The sequence below is a fragment of the Streptomyces sp. NBC_01669 genome (assembly GCF_026339735.1).
GTDB classification, from domain to species: Bacteria; Actinomycetota; Actinomycetes; order Streptomycetales; family Streptomycetaceae; genus Streptomyces; species Streptomyces yanii.
Genome location: NZ_JAPEQG010000001.1, coordinates 840,358 through 858,151, shown reverse-complemented (window position 1 = coordinate 858,151; position 17,794 = coordinate 840,358). Strand labels below are relative to the sequence as shown.

The 17,794-nt window shown below is 71.9% G+C and carries 19 protein-coding genes; 14 read left to right on the top strand and 5 right to left on the bottom strand.

The annotated features are described in order from the left end of the window. Window positions 1-18: 18 nt before the first annotated feature. Both OG972_RS03850 and OG972_RS03845 read right to left on the bottom strand, forming a co-directional pair. Window positions 19-528 carry a DUF1990 family protein gene (locus OG972_RS03850; RefSeq protein WP_266978281.1) on the bottom strand — a complete coding sequence of 170 codons (510 nt, stop codon included), beginning with the start codon at window positions 526-528 and terminating at the stop codon, window positions 19-21. After that, on the bottom strand, window positions 525-740 hold the full coding sequence (locus OG972_RS03845; protein ID WP_266991037.1) for a hypothetical protein: 216 nt from the start codon (window positions 738-740) through the stop codon (window positions 525-527). Before OG972_RS03845 ends, OG972_RS03850 begins: the two co-directional genes overlap by 4 nt. A gap of 140 nt (window positions 741-880) precedes the next feature. Here OG972_RS03845 and OG972_RS03840 point away from each other — a divergent pair, with 140 nt between their 5' ends. Further along, window positions 881-1,333, top strand: a complete 453-nt coding sequence (locus OG972_RS03840; protein WP_266978280.1) for a hypothetical protein — start codon at window positions 881-883, stop codon at window positions 1,331-1,333. Window positions 1,334-1,356: 23 nt separating this feature from the next. On the opposite strand, the gene OG972_RS03835 is transcribed toward OG972_RS03840, so the two are convergent. Both OG972_RS03835 and OG972_RS03830 read right to left on the bottom strand, forming a co-directional pair. Next, complete coding sequence (locus OG972_RS03835; protein ID WP_266978279.1) at window positions 1,357-2,781, bottom strand: cell wall metabolism sensor histidine kinase WalK; 1,425 nt, start codon at window positions 2,779-2,781, stop codon at window positions 1,357-1,359. Continuing rightward, entirely contained in the window at window positions 2,778-3,512 is a 735-nt protein-coding gene (locus OG972_RS03830; protein WP_323135844.1) for a response regulator transcription factor, read from the bottom strand. The genes OG972_RS03835 and OG972_RS03830 overlap by 4 nt, the downstream gene beginning before the upstream one ends. Before the next feature lie 196 nt (window positions 3,513-3,708). Here OG972_RS03830 and OG972_RS03825 point away from each other — a divergent pair, with 196 nt between their 5' ends. From OG972_RS03825 to OG972_RS03785, 9 genes are all read left to right on the top strand, one after another. Continuing rightward, on the top strand, window positions 3,709-5,061 hold the full coding sequence (locus OG972_RS03825) for a ferredoxin reductase family protein (protein ID WP_266978278.1): 1,353 nt from the start codon (window positions 3,709-3,711) through the stop codon (window positions 5,059-5,061). Between the two features lie 23 nt (window positions 5,062-5,084). After that, complete coding sequence (locus tag OG972_RS03820) at window positions 5,085-5,525, top strand: FMN-binding protein (protein ID WP_266978277.1); 441 nt, start codon at window positions 5,085-5,087, stop codon at window positions 5,523-5,525. Then, the gene (locus tag OG972_RS03815; RefSeq protein WP_266978276.1) at window positions 5,518-6,273 is read left to right on the top strand and encodes an FAD:protein FMN transferase; all 756 of its coding nucleotides are present in this window, start codon (window positions 5,518-5,520) and stop codon (window positions 6,271-6,273) included. Before OG972_RS03820 ends, OG972_RS03815 begins: the two co-directional genes overlap by 8 nt. Before the next feature lie 109 nt (window positions 6,274-6,382). After that, on the top strand, window positions 6,383-8,449 hold the full coding sequence (locus OG972_RS03810; protein WP_266978275.1) for a SpoIIE family protein phosphatase: 2,067 nt from the start codon (window positions 6,383-6,385) through the stop codon (window positions 8,447-8,449). A 160-nt stretch (window positions 8,450-8,609) separates the two neighbouring features. Further along, complete coding sequence (locus tag OG972_RS03805) at window positions 8,610-10,016, top strand: wax ester/triacylglycerol synthase family O-acyltransferase (protein WP_266978274.1); 1,407 nt, start codon at window positions 8,610-8,612, stop codon at window positions 10,014-10,016. A 124-nt stretch (window positions 10,017-10,140) separates the two neighbouring features. Next, window positions 10,141-11,130: an aldo/keto reductase gene (locus OG972_RS03800; protein ID WP_266990258.1), complete on the top strand. Its 990-nt coding sequence runs from the start codon at window positions 10,141-10,143 to the stop codon at window positions 11,128-11,130. Then, complete coding sequence (locus OG972_RS03795) at window positions 11,127-11,438, top strand: L-rhamnose mutarotase (protein WP_266978273.1); 312 nt, start codon at window positions 11,127-11,129, stop codon at window positions 11,436-11,438. Before OG972_RS03800 ends, OG972_RS03795 begins: the two co-directional genes overlap by 4 nt. A 1-nt stretch (window position 11,439) precedes the next feature. Continuing rightward, window positions 11,440-12,294: an amidohydrolase gene (locus OG972_RS03790; protein WP_266978272.1), complete on the top strand. Its 855-nt coding sequence runs from the start codon at window positions 11,440-11,442 to the stop codon at window positions 12,292-12,294. A gap of 42 nt (window positions 12,295-12,336) precedes the next feature. Further along, window positions 12,337-13,197 carry an Fpg/Nei family DNA glycosylase gene (locus OG972_RS03785; RefSeq protein WP_266978271.1) on the top strand — a complete coding sequence of 287 codons (861 nt, stop codon included), beginning with the start codon at window positions 12,337-12,339 and terminating at the stop codon, window positions 13,195-13,197. Between the two features lie 6 nt (window positions 13,198-13,203). Here the strand turns inward: OG972_RS03785 and OG972_RS03780 are convergent, their stop codons facing one another. Next, window positions 13,204-13,863 (bottom strand): anti-sigma factor, encoded by a 660-nt coding sequence (locus OG972_RS03780; protein WP_266978270.1) that lies wholly within the window; start codon window positions 13,861-13,863, stop codon window positions 13,204-13,206. Window positions 13,864-13,935: 72 nt separating this feature from the next. Here OG972_RS03780 and OG972_RS03775 point away from each other — a divergent pair, with 72 nt between their 5' ends. The 4 genes from OG972_RS03775 to OG972_RS03760 all read left to right on the top strand — a co-directional run bounded on the left by OG972_RS03775 (window position 13,936) and on the right by OG972_RS03760 (window position 17,779). Continuing rightward, window positions 13,936-14,688, top strand: a complete 753-nt coding sequence (locus OG972_RS03775) for a LytTR family DNA-binding domain-containing protein (protein WP_266978269.1) — start codon at window positions 13,936-13,938, stop codon at window positions 14,686-14,688. Window positions 14,689-14,751: 63 nt separating this feature from the next. Further along, window positions 14,752-15,114, top strand: coding sequence for a hypothetical protein (locus OG972_RS03770; RefSeq protein WP_266978268.1), 363 nt, complete (start codon window positions 14,752-14,754; stop codon window positions 15,112-15,114). Next, a complete protein-coding gene (locus tag OG972_RS03765; protein WP_266978267.1) occupies window positions 15,111-16,592 on the top strand; it encodes a cation acetate symporter in 1,482 nt (493 codons plus the stop codon). The genes OG972_RS03770 and OG972_RS03765 overlap by 4 nt, the downstream gene beginning before the upstream one ends. Continuing rightward, window positions 16,589-17,779 carry a sensor histidine kinase gene (locus OG972_RS03760; RefSeq protein WP_266978266.1) on the top strand — a complete coding sequence of 397 codons (1,191 nt, stop codon included), beginning with the start codon at window positions 16,589-16,591 and terminating at the stop codon, window positions 17,777-17,779. The genes OG972_RS03765 and OG972_RS03760 overlap by 4 nt, the downstream gene beginning before the upstream one ends. The last annotated feature ends 15 nt before the right edge of the window (window positions 17,780-17,794 follow it).

Sequence of the window (17,794 nt, the reverse complement as noted above, 5' to 3'; positions counted from 1 at the left end):
GCCGAGCGACTGAGCGCTTCAGCCCTCCGACACGATCCGTCCCAGCGTGGTGCCGAGCCGGCGTGCGTACCACCGCTGGAGCACCGGCACGAGGGGGCCCGCAACCCTGCTGTACCACCGGGCCGGACGGGAGAACGCCAGCACGGTGAACCACACCGTGCCGTCGTCCGCCAGCTCCACCACGAAGCACTCCTCGCCGCGCTCGGGGTGCCGGTGCCGGGTCCCGTACGCGAAGCCGATGCGCTCCTTCTCGTACGCGGTCCAGACGACTTCGCACGGCGCGGCGAACCGGAACGGACCGAGCCCGATCGACACCCGCACGGAGGTCCCGGGCTCCGCGCGGGCCGTCGACGCCCGCACCCGGGCGCCGGAGGTGCGGTGCATGTGCCAGCCGGTGACGGCCGCGCCCGCTGCCTCGAAGTCGGCCCGGCCGCGGCCCACCGCGACCCGGTGGTGGAGATGGTGGTAGCCGTCGGGGAGCGGGCCGAGCCGGGTGGCCCCGACCTCCGGGTACGTGAGGGTACTCATGACGTCCTGCCTCCGTGATCGGTGAGAAATGGGTCGGTGAGAAACGGGACGGTGCGGGTCGGGGCAGTACGGGTGGAGTCGGCGCCGGGTGCGGCGAAGAGCGGCCGCAGGCGGCGGATCCGGTCGAGCTCGGGCGCGCCGGTCAGGCGCAGACCGGCGGGAATGACGACCAGCATGCCCAGCATCACGATCGTGTCGACCAGTACGGACATGCCGCATCCCCCGCCTTGAACGCGTTCAAGTAGCTTTCCGTGCCGACCCTAGAGGTTTTCTTGAACGCGTTCAAGACGGCTGCGGCGGGGGAGCGGGGGAGCGGGTGACCAGGCTCGCCGCAGGAGGCAGGATGTCCCGCATGGAGATCATTCCCGGACGCGGCGTCGACCTCGTCAAGGTCGGTGATCCGCGTGCCCAGGTCGAGGAGCGCGTGGGGCAGCCTTACCACGGGCCCGGTGGTGACCGCGCCGTCTACGCCACCTCGCCCACGCTGGTGATCACCTACGCGGCGGACGACACGGTCGAACTCGTGGAGATCGCCCACCACGGCGGCATCGACGATGCCGAAGCCCGCTACGACGGCGTCCGGCTGACCCACCGATTTCTCGATGACGTCGTTGCCGAGCTTCACGCCAAGGGATACACGAGCACCCCCTCCAGCATCGGCCACGACTTCCACGTCGGCTTCGCCGTCTGGTCCATGCACTCACTGAGCGCGGGAGATCTCGATCCGGCCGCCTCGGAGGACGACGAGCGGGCTGTCGCGGAGGGCGTGTCCGTGGCTCCGTACGCCTACTTCGACGAGGGATAGCGGGGGCGGGCGAGGATCCTGGGTCAGCGCGGGAGGGCCACCCAGAATGCCGTGTGTCCCGGCCGGCTCACGACATCGGCCGTGCCGCCGTGGGCGGTGACCACCGCGCGGACGATGGCCAGGCCGAGTCCGGTGCTGCCGGTGGCCCTTGAGCGGCTGGGGTCGGTGCGGACGAAGCGCCCGAAGATCTCCGGCAGCAGCGCGTCGGGGATGCCCGGCCCGTTGTCCGTGACGGTCAACCGGACCTCGGCGGCCTCTGCCCGGAGCCGCACCGTCACCTCCGTACCGTCCGGGGTGTGTACCCGGGCGTTGGCGAGGAGATTGCCGATCACCTGCTGGAGACGGTGCGCGTCGCCGGTGACGGTCACGGGCTCCTCGGGGAGGTCGAGGAGCCAGCGGTGGCCGGGGCTCGCGGCCCGTGCGTCGTCGGTCGCGTCGAGCACGAGGAGGGTCAGATCGACCGGTTCGTGGTCGAGGGGGCGCCCCGCGTCGAGCCGGGCGAGCAGCAGCAGATCGTCGACCAGGTGGCTCATCCGCCCGGACTCCGACTGAATACGCTCCAGGGCGTGCCGGACCCCGGCGGGCACAGGGCCGTGGTGGCGCAGGGCGAGTTCGGCGTGGCCACGGATGTTGGCGACGGGTGTGCGCAGCTCGTGGCTGGCGTCGGCGGCGAAGTGCCGCAGCCGTTCCTCGCTCGCCTGCCGCCGGGCGAGCGCGTCCCCGATATGTCCGAGCATGCGGTTCAACGCGGTGCCGACCTGCCCGACCTCGGTGCGAGGATCGGTGACGGGCAGCGGGTCGGGCATGGCGACCTCGCCGCTGGCCAGCGGCAGCCGGGCCACGCCGACCGCCTGCTTCGTGACGCGTCGCAGGGGGCGCAGGGAGACCCGCACCCACAGGGCTCCGGCGACCCCGGTGGCGAGCAGGGCCGCGCCGAACACGACCCCCTCGACCGCTTCGAGCCGGTGCAGGGTCTCTTCCACGGGGTGCAGTGGCAGTCCGGTGATCAGCACGTCCCGGTCGTCGCCGGTGACGGCCGCGACCCGGTAGCCACCGAGCGCGGAGAGCCGTACGCTCCGGCCCTCCCCGTCGTCGGGCACGGCTGCGAGCGTGCGCCGGTCGTCGGCGGTCAACGGCACCGTGCGGACGTTCTGCTCATCGACCACGGCGGACTGGGTCACCCGGCCGTTCAGCAGTCTGGCGCCGAAGGTGGAGTCGGCCTGGCCCCGCGAGTCGGGGCGGTTGTCGGCGTCCCGCGCGGCTTCGTGCTCCAGGCTGGCGGGGAACCTGCCGCCGGACGCCGTCAGTTGCTGGTCCAAGCGGCGCACCAGGAAGCCCTGGAGGGCGAAGGCGGTGGTGAGTCCGACCGCGAGACATGCGGCGGCGAGCAGCAGGACGAGCCCGGTGGTGAGCTGCCCGCGCAGTGTGTGCGGCGGCGGCCGCCTCATGACGGATCCGGTTTCAGGACGTACCCCAGTCCGCGCACCGTATGGATCATGGGAGTGCGGCCCGCGTCGATCTTCTTGCGGAGATAGCTGATGTACAGCTCGACGACATGGGCGCGGCCGCCGAAATCGTATGCCCAGACCCGGTCGAGGATCTGTTCCTTGGACAGTACCCGGCGCGGATTGCGCATCAGGAAGCGCAGCAGCTCGAACTCGGTACGGGACAGCTCGACGACGGCGCCGCCGCGTCGGACCTCCCTGGCCTCCTCGTCCATGGTGAGCTCGCCGACCGTCAGCCGGTGCCGGCCCGGCGCACTGGCCATCCCCGCCCGCCGCAGCAGCCCGCGGAGCCGGGCGAGGACCTCCTCCAGGCTGAACGGCTTGGTCACGTAGTCGTCGCCGCCCGCCGTGATCCCGGCGATACGGTCCTCCACCGCATCGCGGGCGGTCAGGAACAGCACGCACACCTCACGGGCCTCGCGGCGCAGCTCCCGCAGCACGCGCAGCCCGTCCATGTCGGGCAGCATCCAGTCCAGCACGACGGCGTCCGGCCGGAACTCGCGCGCCGTGGCCAGGGCGGATGCGCCGTCCGCGGCCGTACGGACCTGCCAGCCCTCGCCGGTCAGTGCTCCGGCCAGCACCTCGGTCAGATCGGGTTCGTCGTCGATGACCAGCACCCGCACCGGGCCTCCGTCGGGGCGGTGCAGGGGCGGCTGTGCGCGGTGGTTGTCCATGATCTGTCCAGCATCCCCCGGCGCGGACGGCGGCGGGCCGCCGGGGGCCTCTGAGTTCCCTCTGAGTTGCCTCTGCATTCCCTCTGGAATCCCGGTGGACCGGGGCGGCCGCCGCTCATTCAGAAGGTACGCAGAGGATGCGCTGCGAGGCTTGCCGCTGTCGACCGCCCCAGCGGTCTGTTACGAGGGGAGCCCCATGACCACCACAGCCCCCGCTTCGCCGTACGCGAGCAAGGGCACACGTCACCGCCGCCCGCCGCGCAGCGTCGCCCCGCATCTTGTGTCCGCCGTCATCGGCGCGGGGGCCGCAGCAGTCCTCGCTCTGTGGTGGAGCGACACGTCCGCCGTCGTCGGCGCGGCGGGCCGGCTGACCAACGCCGGGCGCATCACCGGGCTGCTGGCCGGGTATGCGTGCGCGGTCCTGGTGGTTCTGATGGCCCGTGTCCCCCTGCTGGACCACAGCATCGGCACCGACCGGCTGGCGCGCCTGCACGCTGCCGGCGGCCGGTGGACCGTCTCCCTGGTCCTGGCCCACACCCTTCTCGTCATCTGGGGCTACTCCGTCAGCGCCCATACGGACGTGGTGAGCCAGACCTCCGTCCTGGTCCTGCACTACCCGGACCTCCTCAAGGGCACCGCGGGCTTTCTGCTCCTGCTCCTCACCGGTGCCGTCTCCGCCCGCGCCGCCCGCCGCAGGATGAGCTACGAGACCTGGCACTACCTCCACTTCGCCACCTATCTGGCGATCTTCCTCGCCTTCGGACACCAGCTCTCCGACGGCGCCGACTTCGTCGGCAACCGACCCGCGCAGCTGGCGTGGTACGCCCTCTACCTGGGCGCCGCCGCCCTGGTCGTCTGGTACCGGTTCGTGGTCCCGGTACGCCGCGGACTGAGGCACCGGCTGACAGTGACCGCTGTCCACACCGAAGCCCCCGGCGTCGTCTCCGTACACCTCACCGGAGAGCGCCTGGACGAGCTGGGGGCCGAGCCGGGGCAGTTCTTCCGCTGGCGCTTCCTCACCCGAGGCCTGTGGTGGACCGCCAACCCGTACTCGCTCTCGGCGCCCGCCCACCCCCGCCATCTGCGGATCACCGTCAAGGCCGGCGGAGTCCACAGCGCCGCGCTGGCGCGTCTCGCACCCGGCACCCGGGTCTGGGCCGAGGGGCCGTACGGGAGCTTCACCGCGCGCCGTCGTACCGCCCGCCAGGTGCTGCTGCTGGCCGGCGGAGTCGGCATCACTCCGCTGCGGACCCTGTTCGAGACGCTGCCCGGACCGGTGACCCTCGTCTACCGCGCGCGACGGACCGAGGACCTGGCGCTGCGCGCCGAACTCGACGCCATCGCCGCTCACCGCCGCACCACGGTCCACTACGTCGTCGACGGGGATGCCCCCCTGTCCGCACCGGCTCTCAGCCGTCTGGTCCCCGGCCTGGCCGCGCATGACGTCTACCTCTGCGGTCCGCCCGGCATGACCGAGGCGGCGATCCGCGCCCTGCGCGACGCCGGAGTGCCGCGCCGCCGCATCCACCACGAGTCGTTCGCGTTCTGACGAGTGCCCCGAGGAGAACCACCATGCGCCGAGCCGTCCTCACCACCACCGGTACCAGTGCCCTGGTCGTGGTCCTGCTGTCCCTGAAACCGCACCAGGCTCCCGGTCTCCTCGACGCGAGCAGGCGCCCGGCGACCACGGTCTCCCCGCGCACGTCGACCGGTGCTCCGCCCGGTGCCACCACCGCGACGGGCACGTTCAACGGCGATCCGATTGACACGCGGTACGGACCGGTGCAGGTCGCCGCGACCCTCGTCAAGGGGAAGCTCACCGCCGTGCGGGTGCTCCGGGCGCCCGATGAGAACGGCCGCGACCAGGAGATCGCCGCGTTCGCGCTGCCCCGGCTCACCCAGGAGGCGCTGGGTGCCCAGAGCGCGGACATCGACTCCGTCTCCGGAGCCAGCTACACCAGTCAGGGCTACATGGAGTCCCTGCAGAGCGCATTGGACCGGGCCGGTGGCTGATCGCGCGTACGGGCTGCGCCATGTCGAGCACGTGATGGGCACGGTGTTCTCCTTCGACATCAGGGACCGGCCCACCCCTGCGATCCGTCGCGCCCTCGACGATGCGGTGCGTGGACTGCACCACGTCGACGCGGTGTTCTCCACCTACCGTCCGGACAGTGCCATCAGCCGGCTCGGCCGCGGTGAGTCCGGGCTCACCACGTGTCCGGCCGAGGTCCGTGAGGTCCTGGACCTGTGCGGCGATGTCACCCGGGTCAGCCGTGGCTGGTTCAGTGCCACACCCGGCGGTGTCCTCGATCCCTCCGGGCTGGTCAAGGGGTGGGCGGTCGAGGCCGCCTCGCAGCTGCTGTACGAGAGCGGCGCGCACAACACCTGTGTGAACGGCGGCGGCGACCTCCAACTGCGTGGCGAGGCCGCCCCCGGCGCCCCTTGGCGGATCGGTGTCGCCCACCCCCTGCGCCGCGGGGCGCTGGCCACCGTGGTGACCGGGCGTGATCTGGCCGTCGCCACCTCCGGAACGGCCGAACGTGGCGCGCACATCCTCGACCCGCACACCGGTACACCGGCCCTGGGCCTCGCGTCGATCACCGTGGTCGGGCAGGCGCTGACCCTGACGGACGCCTTTGCCACGGCTGCGTTCGCCATGGGCGGTGGAGCACGCGGCTGGCTGGAGTCGCTGGACGGGTACGAGGCGCTCGCCGTCACACCCGACGGCCGGGAGTGGCGCACCAGCGGATTCGGCTGGTAGCCGCGACAACCACTCGTGGGCCCGGACCTGTTCACGGAAGCGCTTCGCCCTGCCGTCCGTCGGACGGGATCGTTCGAGGAATCGGACAATTAATGGCAAAGTGTCCCACATGGACGATCGGGTAGCGGGTGCCCCGTCACTCCCGGACGACTGGCCCGCCCACCCGGATCTCAGCCTCGCCCTGAACCGTATGGGCAGCTTCGACTGGGACCTCGACAGCGGACTCATGCACATGGACCGGCCCGCGCTCGACGTGTTCGACCTGCGGGCCGATGAATACGACAACCGGCCGGAGAGCCTCTCCCCCCGTGTGCCGCCGGACGAGAGGGTGCGCCTCGACGCACTGGTCTCGCAGGCACTCAAGAGCGGAGAGAGCAACTACGGCGCGTACTTCCGGATCCTTCGGCGCGACGGCACGATGCGCTGGACCCACACCCAGGGCTTCATCCGCCGTGACGAGACCGGCCGCCCGCGCCGGATCATCGGCATAGTCAGGGACGCCACCCAGGAGCTGGCCGATTCCACCGTCCGCCACGAGCAGGACGAGGAGCGGCGCCGGCGCACGAGGCTGGTGGAGGGCGCCACGGCCGCCCTGGCCCACGCCCGCACCGTCAGGGACGTCATCGACGTGCTCAAGCACTCCCAGGGGCTGGTTCTGCTCGGAGCCACCAGCCTCGTCATGGGGTTGATCGAGGCAGGGCGCATCCATCTGGTGGCCGACGGGCCCGAGGGGTCCTTCGTGCCGGGCACCCGGTACACCCGTACGGACGAGCCGTACCCGATGAGTGAAGTGGTCCGCACCCTCGCGCCCCGCTTCATCGAGTCCGCCGAGGACTTCGCCGCCTCGTACCCGATCCTGTGGCCGCACATCAGTGACCTCGGCATCACCTCCGCCGCCTATCTGCCGCTGATCGCCCAGGCCCGCCCCATCGGCGCCCTCGGACTCCTCTACGGCGACAAGGACGGCTTCACCGGCGACGAACGCAATCTGCTGGTCGCCCTCGGCAGCTCCATCGCCCAGAGCCTGCAGCGGGCCATGCTCTACGAGCAGGAGCACGACCTCGCCGAGGGGCTCCAGCAGGCCATGCTGCCGCGCCGGGTCCCGGATGTGCCGGGCGCGCAGATCGCCGTCAGGTACCGCTCGGCGAGGCTCGGGCGGGACATCGGGGGCGACTGGTACGACGTCATTCCGCTGCCCGGCGGCCGGGTGGGCGCCGTCATCGGCGACGTTCAGGGCCACGACACGGACGCGGCAGCGGTCATGGGACAGCTGCGCATCGTCCTGCGCGCCTACGCCGCCGAGGGGCACAGCCCGGCCACCGTCATGGCCCGCGCCTCCGTCTTCCTCCATGAGCTCGACACCGACCGCTTCGCGACCTGCACCTACGCCGAGGTCGACCTGACCACCGGGGTGGTGCAGCTCGTTCGGGCGGGGCATGTCGAGCCGCTGGTACGCGACGTCGACGGCAGCTGCCGCAGGCTGCCCGCCGAGGGAGGGCTGCCGCTGGGGCTCTCGGCCGAGTTCGGCCGGCTCGAATACCCGGTCAGCACCGTCGAGCTGGACCCCGGCCAGACGATGGTGCTGTACACCGACGGCCTGGTGGAGCTGCCGGGCGCCGATCTCGACGAGGGCATGCAGCTACTGACCTCCGTGATCCGGGGCGGGTCGCAGGACCTCCAGAAGCTGGCCGACCAGCTGTGCGAAACGGTCGACGAGCGGGGCGGCGAGGACGACGTGGCGGTCCTGCTGCTGCGCCGCAAAGCCGCCCACGCGCCGCAGCCCGGCGGCCGGCTCCAGCAGCATGTCGCCCAGAACGATCCGGAGGCGCTGAGCTCGGCCCGGCACATGATCCGCGCGGCGGTGCGGGCCTGGGGCACGAAGGACCTTGCGGACGAGGTCGAGCTGGCCGCCGATGAACTGATCACCAACGCGCTGATGCACACCGACGGCGGGGCGATTGTCACCGTCCGGGTGCTCGCCGGGCCGGAACGGCGGCTGCGGGTCGATGTCGAGGACCGGTCGAGCGCGCTGCCGCGCCCTCGTGACGCGGGGGAGTCCGGCGTCTCCGGGCGTGGGCTGTTGCTGGTGGACCGGCTGGCAGACGCCTGGGGAGTGGAGTCCCGCGGCAGCGGCAAGTGCGTGTGGTGCGAGTTCATCGTCCCGGGGCGCGAGTGACATGTGGCGAGGGTTGACGCCGACGGGCGTGATGCGGACTACCCGACAGTAACAGAAAGTAACATGTATGTACTTGACCGTAACCGATCGCGAGCGATTGACTGCGACTGCGGCAGTCGTTGACTCCGGCAATCTTTGTCTTCGATGACATGAGGAACCGTTGGGCACTGAACTACTGGCACCTCTCGATCTGGCTTTCTGGCACCTCGAAACCGATGCACACCCCATGCACCTCGGCGCGCTCGCCGTCTTCTCGCCGGCGCCCGCCCCGGCGCCGGGCGTCACCGCGGACGCCGTGGTGGAGCTGCTCGGCGCCCGCGCCGCGGCGATCCCACGGCTGCGGATGCGCGTACGGGACGTCCTGCTGCCGGTCGGCGGCGCCGCCTGGTCCGCCGACAAGGACTTCGACGTCTTCCGTCACGTCCAGCGCGTGCTGCTGCCCCGGGACGACGAGTCGCCGGACGGCGGCTTCATGGCCGGGGCCACCCGGCTCGCCGGTGAGCTGATGGAGCGGCCGCTGGAGCGGGGGCTGCCGCCCTGGGAGATGTACGTCATCTCCGGCGCCGACGAGGGTCCCTTCGCCGTGCTCGTCAAGCTGCACCATGCGCTCGCCGACGGCATGCGCGCCGTCGCCATCGGCGCCGGGATCTTCGACGAGATCGCCTCCCTCGGAGCCCGCGCACGCGGCGGTGCGAGCGCCCGTCGGGCGCGCCCGGTCCCGCCCCGCTCGTGGATGCCGGGACCGCGCCAGGTGGCCGGATTCGCGCTGGGCCGGATCGAGGACCTCTCGCGGGCGTTCGGGGTCGGTGCCTCCGTCGTGCGGGCCAGCCGCCTCGATCTGCGCGGCGCCCCCGCGCTCACCGCGATCTCCAGCGGCACCCGGCGGCTGGCCACCGCGGAGTTGGACGGCGAGTCCGTCCACCGGATCCGCCGGGTCGCGGGCGGGACCACCAACGACGTCCTGCTCGGCGTCGTCGCCGGAGCGCTCCGCCGCTGGATGGTGGAGCGCGGCGAGCAGCTGCCGGTCGCCGACCCGCGCGCCCTCGTGCCGGTCTCCCGGCGCAGGCCCGGCACCGGCGCAGCCTCCGGGAACCGGCTCTCCGCCTATCTGCTCGGGCTCCCCGTCTCCGAGTCCGACCCCTGGGAGCGGCTGCGCATCGTCCGCACCGCCATGGACCGCAACAAGGCCGCCGGACCGCTGCGGGGTGCGGGCGCCGTCGCGGTGCTCGCCGATCAACTGCCCTCACTGGCCCACCGCTTCGGCGCCCCGCTCGCCGGCAGCGCCGCCAGGATGCTCTTCGACGTGCTGGTCACCAGCGTGCCCCTGCCACGCTCGGCGCTCTCGCTGGGCGGCTGCCCGCTGCGCGCCGTCTACCCGATGGCGCCGCTGGCGCGCGGGCAGTCACTGGCCATCGCCCTGTCCACGTACGGCGGCCGGGTGCAGATCGGCCTGGTGGCCGACGGCAAGGCGGTCTCCGACCTGGAGCGGCTGGCCCGTTGCGCCGAGGACGAGCTGCGCGAGCTCCTCGCCCTGCTGCCGGCCAGTCAACCCTCCCAACGGTCCTGATAGATCGGACAGATTTTGGCGGCGGCGCGGTAATTCGTGGGGTCAGGGGTGTTGACGCGCCGAAGTGATCCGATGAATATTCGTTGTGCAGGAATTAACGATCATCGGTGAGGGCGGCAGCGGCATGCGGCGAAACAGGCTGGGAACCAGTGCGGTCGAGGTGACCGAGCTGTCCTTCGGGGCCGCCACCATCGGCAATCTCTTCCGTGAGGTCGACCCCGCCCAGGCCGCGGCCGCCGTGGACGCCGCCTGGGACGAGGGCGTCCGCTACTTCGACACGGCACCGCACTACGGGCTCGGTCTCTCCGAACGCAGGCTGGGCGCGGCCCTGCGTCACCGGCCGCGCGACTCCTACGTGGTCTCCACCAAGGTCGGCCGGCTGCTCGACCCCCTCCCGGCCGACCCGATCGCCTCGTTCGACGGCCTCTCCGAAGGCTTCGCCGTGCCCGCCACCCACCGCCGCCGCTGGGACTTCAGCGCCGACGGGGTACGCCGCAGCATCGAGGACAGCCTCGAACGGCTCGGACTCGACCGCATCGACATCGCCTATCTGCACGACCCGGACGACCACGCCGAATCCGCCTTCCGTGAGGCCTACCCGGCCCTGGAGAAGCTGCGCTCGGAAGGCGTCGTCGGAGCCATCGGCGCGGGCATGAACCAGACCGCGATGCTCACCCGCTTCCTCCGCGACACCGACGTGGACACCGTCCTCTGCGCGGGGCGCTACACCCTGCTCGACCAGTCCGCGCTCGCCGAGCTGCTGCCCGAGGCGACCGCACGCGGCCGCAGCGTCGTCGTCGGCGGAGTCTTCAACTCCGGACTGCTCGCCGACCCGCGCCCCGGTGCGACGTACGACTACACGGCCGCCCCGCTGACCCTTCTCGACCGGGCCCTGCGCATCAAGGCCGTCGCCGAGGGCCACGGCGTACCGCTGCGCGCCGCCGCCCTGCGCTACCCGCTCGCCCACCCCGCCGTCGCCACGGTGCTCGTCGGCACCCGCTCGCCCGACGAGATGCGCGACGCCGCCGACCTGCTCTCCCGCGAGATCCCCGACGCCCTCTGGGACGAACTGCGCGCCGAGGGCCTGCTCACCGAGGACGGACACCGGCCATGAGAATCGCCCTGCACACCAAGGTCCGCGCCGACCGGATCGAGGAGTACGAGGCGGCGCACCGCGAAGTTCCCACGGAGCTCACCGCGGCGATCCGCGCGGCGGGCGCCACCTCCTGGACGATCTGGCGCAGCGGCACCGAGCTGTTCCACGTCATCGAGTGCGAGGACTACGCCCGGCTCCTCGCCGAGCTCGAGCAGTTGCCCGTCAACGTCGCCTGGCAGGCCCGGATGGACGAACTCCTCGACGTGGCCCACGACTACTCGTCGGACGGCGCCGAAGCCGGTCTCCCCGTCGCCTGGGAGCTGTGACATGACGGGCCGGCAACGGATCGTCGACGCCCACCACCACGTGTGGGACCTGTCGGTGCGCGACCAGGAGTGGATCAACGGCGAGGAACTGGCCCCGCTCCGGCGCACCTTCACCCTGACCGACCTGGAGCCCGAGGCCCGCGCCGCCGGGGTGCACGCCACGGTCCTCGTCCAGACCGTCACCGTCCCCGAGGAGACCCCCGAGTTCCTCGCCCTGGCCGACGGCAACGACCTCGTCGCGGGCGTCGTCGGCTGGACCGACCTCACCGCGCCCGGCATTGCCGACACCCTCGCCGCCCTGCGCGAACTCCCCGGTGGCGACCGGCTCGTAGCCATCCGCCACCAGGTCCAGGGCGAACCCGACCCCGAGTGGCTGCTGCGCCCCGAGGTGCAGCGCGGACTGTCCGCCGTGGCCGCTGCCGGACTCGTCTACGATCTGGTCGTCCAGCCCCACCAGCTGCCCGCAACCGTCAGGGCCGCCGCGCTGCTGCCGGAACTCACCTTCGTACTCGACCATGCGGGCAAGCCGCCCATCGCCACCCGGAGCCTGCACCCCTGGGCGGAAGACGTCCGGGCGCTGGCCGACCGGCCCAACACCGTCTGCAAACTCTCCGGCCTGGTGACCGAGGCCGACCTGCGCTCCTGGACGGTCGACGATCTCCGCCCGTACGCCGACACCGTCCTCGACGCCTTCGGGCCCGACCGCCTGATGTTCGGCTCCGACTGGCCGGTCTGCCGGCTCGCGGCGAGTTATACGGAGGTCGTCGACGCCGCACGCGCCCTCACCGACGGACTGGGCGCGGACGAGCGGTCGGCGGTCTTCGCGACCACCGCGGAGCGGACCTACGGCCTCTGAGGGCGGTGGCAGGGCGCAGCGGGCTGCGGCATCCTGGGATCCATGCCCGAACTACCGGAGATCGAGGCGCTGCGGGTCTTTCTCGACGAGCACCTGGCCGGCAAGGAGATCGCCCGCGTCCTGCCGCTCGCCGTCAGTGTGCTCAAGACGTACGACCCACCGCTCACCGCCCTGGAAGGCGGCACGGTCACCGGCATCGCCCGGCGCGGCAAGTTTCTGGACATCGGCGTCGGCCCGCTGCATCTGATCACCCATCTGGCCCGGGCGGGCTGGCTGCACTGGAAGGACAGCTTCCCCGCCGCCCCGCCGCGCCCCGGCAAGGGGCCCCTGGCGCTGCGTACCGTACTCACCGGCGGGGACGGCTTCGACCTCACCGAGGCAGGTACCACCAAACGCCTCGCCGTGTACCTCGTGCACGACCCCGGCGAGGTGCCCGGCATCGCCCGCCTCGGACCCGACCCGCTCGACGCCTCCTTCGACCGGGACGCGTTCGCCGCACTGCTCGCCGGGGAACGGCGCCGGATCAAGGGCGCCCTCCGCGACCAGTCCCTGATCGCGGGCATCGGCAACGCCTACAGCGACGAGATCCTGCACGCCGCGAGGATGTCTCCGTTCACGCTCGCCGCGAGCCTCACCGACGACGACATCACCCGGCTGTACACGGCCCTGCGCACCACCCTCCGCGACGCCGTCGCACGCTCCAGCGGAGTGGCGGCCGGGAAGCTCAAGGCGGAGAAGAAGAGCGGGCTGCGTGTCCACGGCCGCACGGGCGAACCGTGCCCCGTCTGCGGGGACACCATCCGGGAGGTCTCGTTCAGCGACTTCTCGCTCCAGTACTGCCCGACCTGTCAGACCGGCGGCAGGCCACTGGCCGACCGTCGCCTCTCCCGACTCCTCAAATAGGGCAGTTCAGCGGGTGAGTTCCAGCAGCTGCCGCCCGTCCGCGGCACGCACCTCGAAACGGTCGATGGCCGCCGGGCGCAACGCGGCCCCGCCGTGCACCACCAGCGTCTTCTCGTCCGGCCCGGTCACCGACCACGTGGTGACCGTCTCCTCGCTGCCGTCCCGCCCGACCGCCACCAGCGCGCACACCCCCGCCTCCGGCACCCGCGCCACCTCCAGACCGACGTCCGTGCCCCACTCCTTCGCCCCGGCCGTGACCACGGCCGCCATCCCCGTGGCCCGGTCCGTCGCCGCCCATCGCTGCGCCCGCACCGTTCCCGCAGGCCCAGCCGATGCGCCGATCACCGCGAGCGGCCCGCCCACCGCCAGGACCACCGCGGCGGCCACCAGCGCGAGACGTCTGCGGCGGCTCCTGCGCCGCCCGGCCACCACCGCGTCCACCGCCCGCCGCACCAGCTCGGGACCCGCCCGAACCACCGGATCCACCCCCGGCGGCGTCTGCCGGGCGTACTCCCCGAGCACCGCCGTCACCGCGCGGAACTCCGCCGCCCGGATCTCGCACAACGGGCACTGCGCCAGATGCTCCTCGAAGCGGAAGACATCGGCAGCGCTCAGCACGCCCAGTGCATAGGCGCCGACATGGCGATGAGGTTCCGGGGTGCGCATGCAGTCTGGTACGGAACGCACCCGTGAATCACTCAAGCCAACACCGCCGGACACGCTCTACACTCCGGCCTCATGCTGCGTGTACTCGCCGTCGACGACGAAGCACCCGCCCTGGAGGAGCTGCTCTACCTCCTGCGCGCCGACCCCCGCATCCGCAGCGCCGAAGGCGCCACCGGGGCCACCGAGGCGCTGCGCCGGATCGGCAGCGCCGTCGACGCCGGTCCCGACGACCCGTCCGCCATCGATGTCGTCTTCCTCGACATTCACATGGCGGGCCTCACCGGACTCGATGTCGCCCAGCTGCTGGCCGGGTTCGCAGCGCCCCCGCTCATCGTCTTCGTCACCGCCCACGAAGGGTTCGCCCTCCACGCCTTCGACCTCAAGGCCGTCGACTACGTCCTCAAGCCTGTCCGTCGCGAACGCCTGGCCGAAGCCGTCCGCCGCGTCGCCGAACAGGTCGGCGACCGCTCCGCTTCCCTCCAGGACACCGCAGCCGACCAGATAGCCGTCGAACTGGGCGGAGTGATCCGGTTCATCCCGATCGACGACATCGCGTACGCGGAGGCGCAGGGCGACTACGCCCGGCTGCACACCGCGGGCGGCAGCCACCTCGTCCGGATCCCCCTCACCACCCTGGAGGAACGCTGGCGCTCGCGCGGCTTCGTCCGCATTCACCGCCGCCATCTCGTCGCCCTCGGCCGGATCGACGAACTGCGGCTCGACGCGGGCAGCATGAGCGTCCGCATCGGCACCGCGTCGCTTGCCGTGAGCCGCCGACACACCCGCGCCCTGCGTGATCTGCTCATGCGGCAGACCGGCCGCTGACCAGGGACTACCCAGGTCCGAAAGCTTCCCAGAGGGGTCCCCGGCTGCGTACACTCCGGGCCCATGTCCGCAGAGTCGACGCCCCGGCGTGAAGTGGTGACGGGGGAGCCCCGGCGGGTGCGCCCGCTGCCCCGCTACCGCACCCAGTCGGAGATCGACGAGCAGACCGCGCTCGGCGGCGCCTACGTCCGCTCGCTGATGCGAAGCCAGCTGCGCGCCGGACTCACCGCGTTCACCGTTCTCGCCGTCGTCGCCGGCACGCTGCCGCTGGTCTTCGCCGCCCTGCACAGCGCCGCCGTCGTCTGGGCGGTCCTCGGCTTCGCCGCCTACCCGCCGCTGACCCTGATCGCCTGGTGGTACGTGCGGCGGGCCGAGCGCAACGAGCGCGACTTCGCCCGGCTCGTGGAAGGCCGACCCGCGCAGTGAGCCGCACGTACGCGGTGGTGGCCGTCGCCGCCGTCGTTCTCGCCACCGTCCTCGTCGGCGGTTTCGGGCTGCGCATCTCCCGTACCACCTCGGACTTCTACGTCGCCTCCCGCACCGTGCGCCCCCGGCTCAACGCCGCCGCGATCAGCGGCGAGTACCTCTCCGCCGCCTCCTTCCTCGGCATCGCCGGCCTGGTGCTCGTGCACGGCCCCGACATGCTGTGGTACCCGGTCGGCTACACCGCCGGCTATCTGGTGCTGCTGGTCTTCGTCGCCGCGCCGCTGCGCCGCTCGGGGGCGTACACCCTGCCCGACTTCGCGGAGGGGCGGCTCGAATCACGGCAGGTGCGCAGGCTGGTGAGCGTGCTCGTCGTCGGGGCGGGCTGGCTCTACCTCGTACCGCAGCTCCAGGGTGCCGGGCTCACCCTGAAGATCCTGACCGGGGCGCCCGGCTGGCTCGGCGATGTGCTCGTCGCATCCGTCGTCGTGGTCGCCGTCGCGGCGGGCGGCATGCGGTCCATCACCTTCGTCCAGGTCTTCCAGTACTGGCTGAAACTGACGGCGCTTCTGGTCCCTGCGATCTTCCTGGTGCTGGCCTGGCAGGGTGACGGGCGGCCACGGGTCACCTTCGACGAGCAGCTGTCCGTTTTCCGGGCCGACCATCCGCTGTACGCGACCTACGGGCTCATCATCGCGACGTTCCTCGGAACGATGGGACTGCCGCACGTCGTCGTCCGCTTCTACACCAGCCCGAACGGCCGCGACGCCCGGCGCACCACCGTCGCCGTCCTCGCCCTGATCGGCGTGTTCTATCTGCTGCCGCCCGTGTACGGGGCACTGGGCAGGCTGTACGCCCCCGAGCTGATCCATGGCGGGGACGCGGACGCCGCCGTGCTGCTGCTGCCCGCACGCGTCGTCGGCGGGCTCGGCGGGGACCTGCTCGGCGCACTCATCGCGGGCGGCGCCTTCGCCGCGTTCCTGTCGACCGCATCCGGACTCACGATGGCTGTCGCCGGCGTCATCACGCAGGACGTCCTGCCCTCGCGCGGCGTGCGGCACTTCCGGCTGGCCACCGTTCTCGCCATGTGTGTGCCGCTGGCCGGGTCGCTCATGGTCAGCCGGGTGCCGGTGGCGGACTCCGTGGGGATGGCGTTCGCCGTATCGGCGTCGTCCTTCTGCCCGCTGCTGGTCCTCGGCATCTGGTGGCGGCGGCTCACCCCACAGGGCGCGATCGCCGGACTGGTGCTCGGCGGCGGCTCCGCGTTCCTGTCCGTCGCGATCACCGTCAGCGGTGCGGTGCGCCCGCCCGGCTGGCCGCACACGCTGCTCGCCTGGCCCGCCGTCTGGTCGGTCCCGGTCGGCTTCCTCGCGATGGTCCTGGTGTCGCTCGCCACTCCCGGTCGCATACCGGTCGGCACGAATGCCGCGATGACCCGCTTCCATCTGCCGGAGGCCCTGATACCCGGGAGGCACCGATGACAGGGCCCACGTACGCCGTCCTCGTCCTGTTCGTGCTCCTCCTGCTCGGCGCCGGGTTCCTGCTCGGCCGCCGCACGGCCCGCACCGTCCGCCCCAGCGACGTCGGCACCCCCGTCGAGCATGCCACCTTCGAGACGCTGCACACCGCTTCGCTCGCCGCGCCGCCGCTGCGCGCCGGACTCACCGAGGAGAGCGCCCGCAGGTCAGCCCGCAGACTGCGTTCCCTGCTCGGCACCGACGCGCTCTGTCTCACCGACCGGGACCGGGTCCTCGTCTGGGACGGCGAGGGCGACCACCACGGCAGACACGTCATGGACCAGGTGCAGGGGCTTCTCGCCAGCGGCCGCGACACCGCCTTCCACAGCGACTGTGACGACCTCGACTGCCCGCTGCGCTGGGCCGTCGCCGTGCCGTTGACCGTCGACCACCGAGTCCTCGGCACCCTGATCGCCTACGCCCCGCGCGAGTCGGCGGTCCTGGCCAGGGCAGCCGGAGAGGTGGCCCGCTGGGTCTGCGTACAACTGGAGCTCGCCGAACTCGACCGGTCCCGCACGCAGCTCATCGAGGCCGAGATCAGGGCCCTGCGTGCCCAGATATCCCCGCACTTCATCTTCAACTCCCTCGCCGCCATCGCCTCGTTCGTCCGCACCGACCCCGAGCAGGCCCGCGAACTGCTTCTGGAGTTCGCCGACTTCACCCGCTACTCGTTCCGCAGCCACGGCGACTTCACCACCCTCGCCGACGAACTGCACTCCATCGACCAGTATCTGGCCCTCGTCCGGGCCCGCTTCGGTGAGCGGCTCGCGGTCACCCTCCAGGTCGCCCCCGAGGTCCTGCCCGTCGCCCTGCCGTTCCTGTGCCTCCAGCCTCTGGTCGAGAACGCCGTCAAGCACGGACTCGAAGGCGCCGTCACCCGCAGCCGCATCACCATCAGCGCGCTGGACGCGGGCTCGGAGGCAGAAGTCGTCATCGAGGACGACGGCACCGGAATGGACCCGGAACGGCTGCGGCACATCCTGCGCGGCGAAGGAGGACACTCCACCGGCATCGGACTGCTCAACGTCGACGAGCGGCTCCGCCAGGTGTACGGCGACGACTACGGGCTCGTGATCGAGACGGGCATCGGCGCCGGGATGAAGATCACGGTGCGGCTGCCGAAGTACCGCGCCGGGGTGCACGGTTCGTGAGGAGCAAAGGTACCC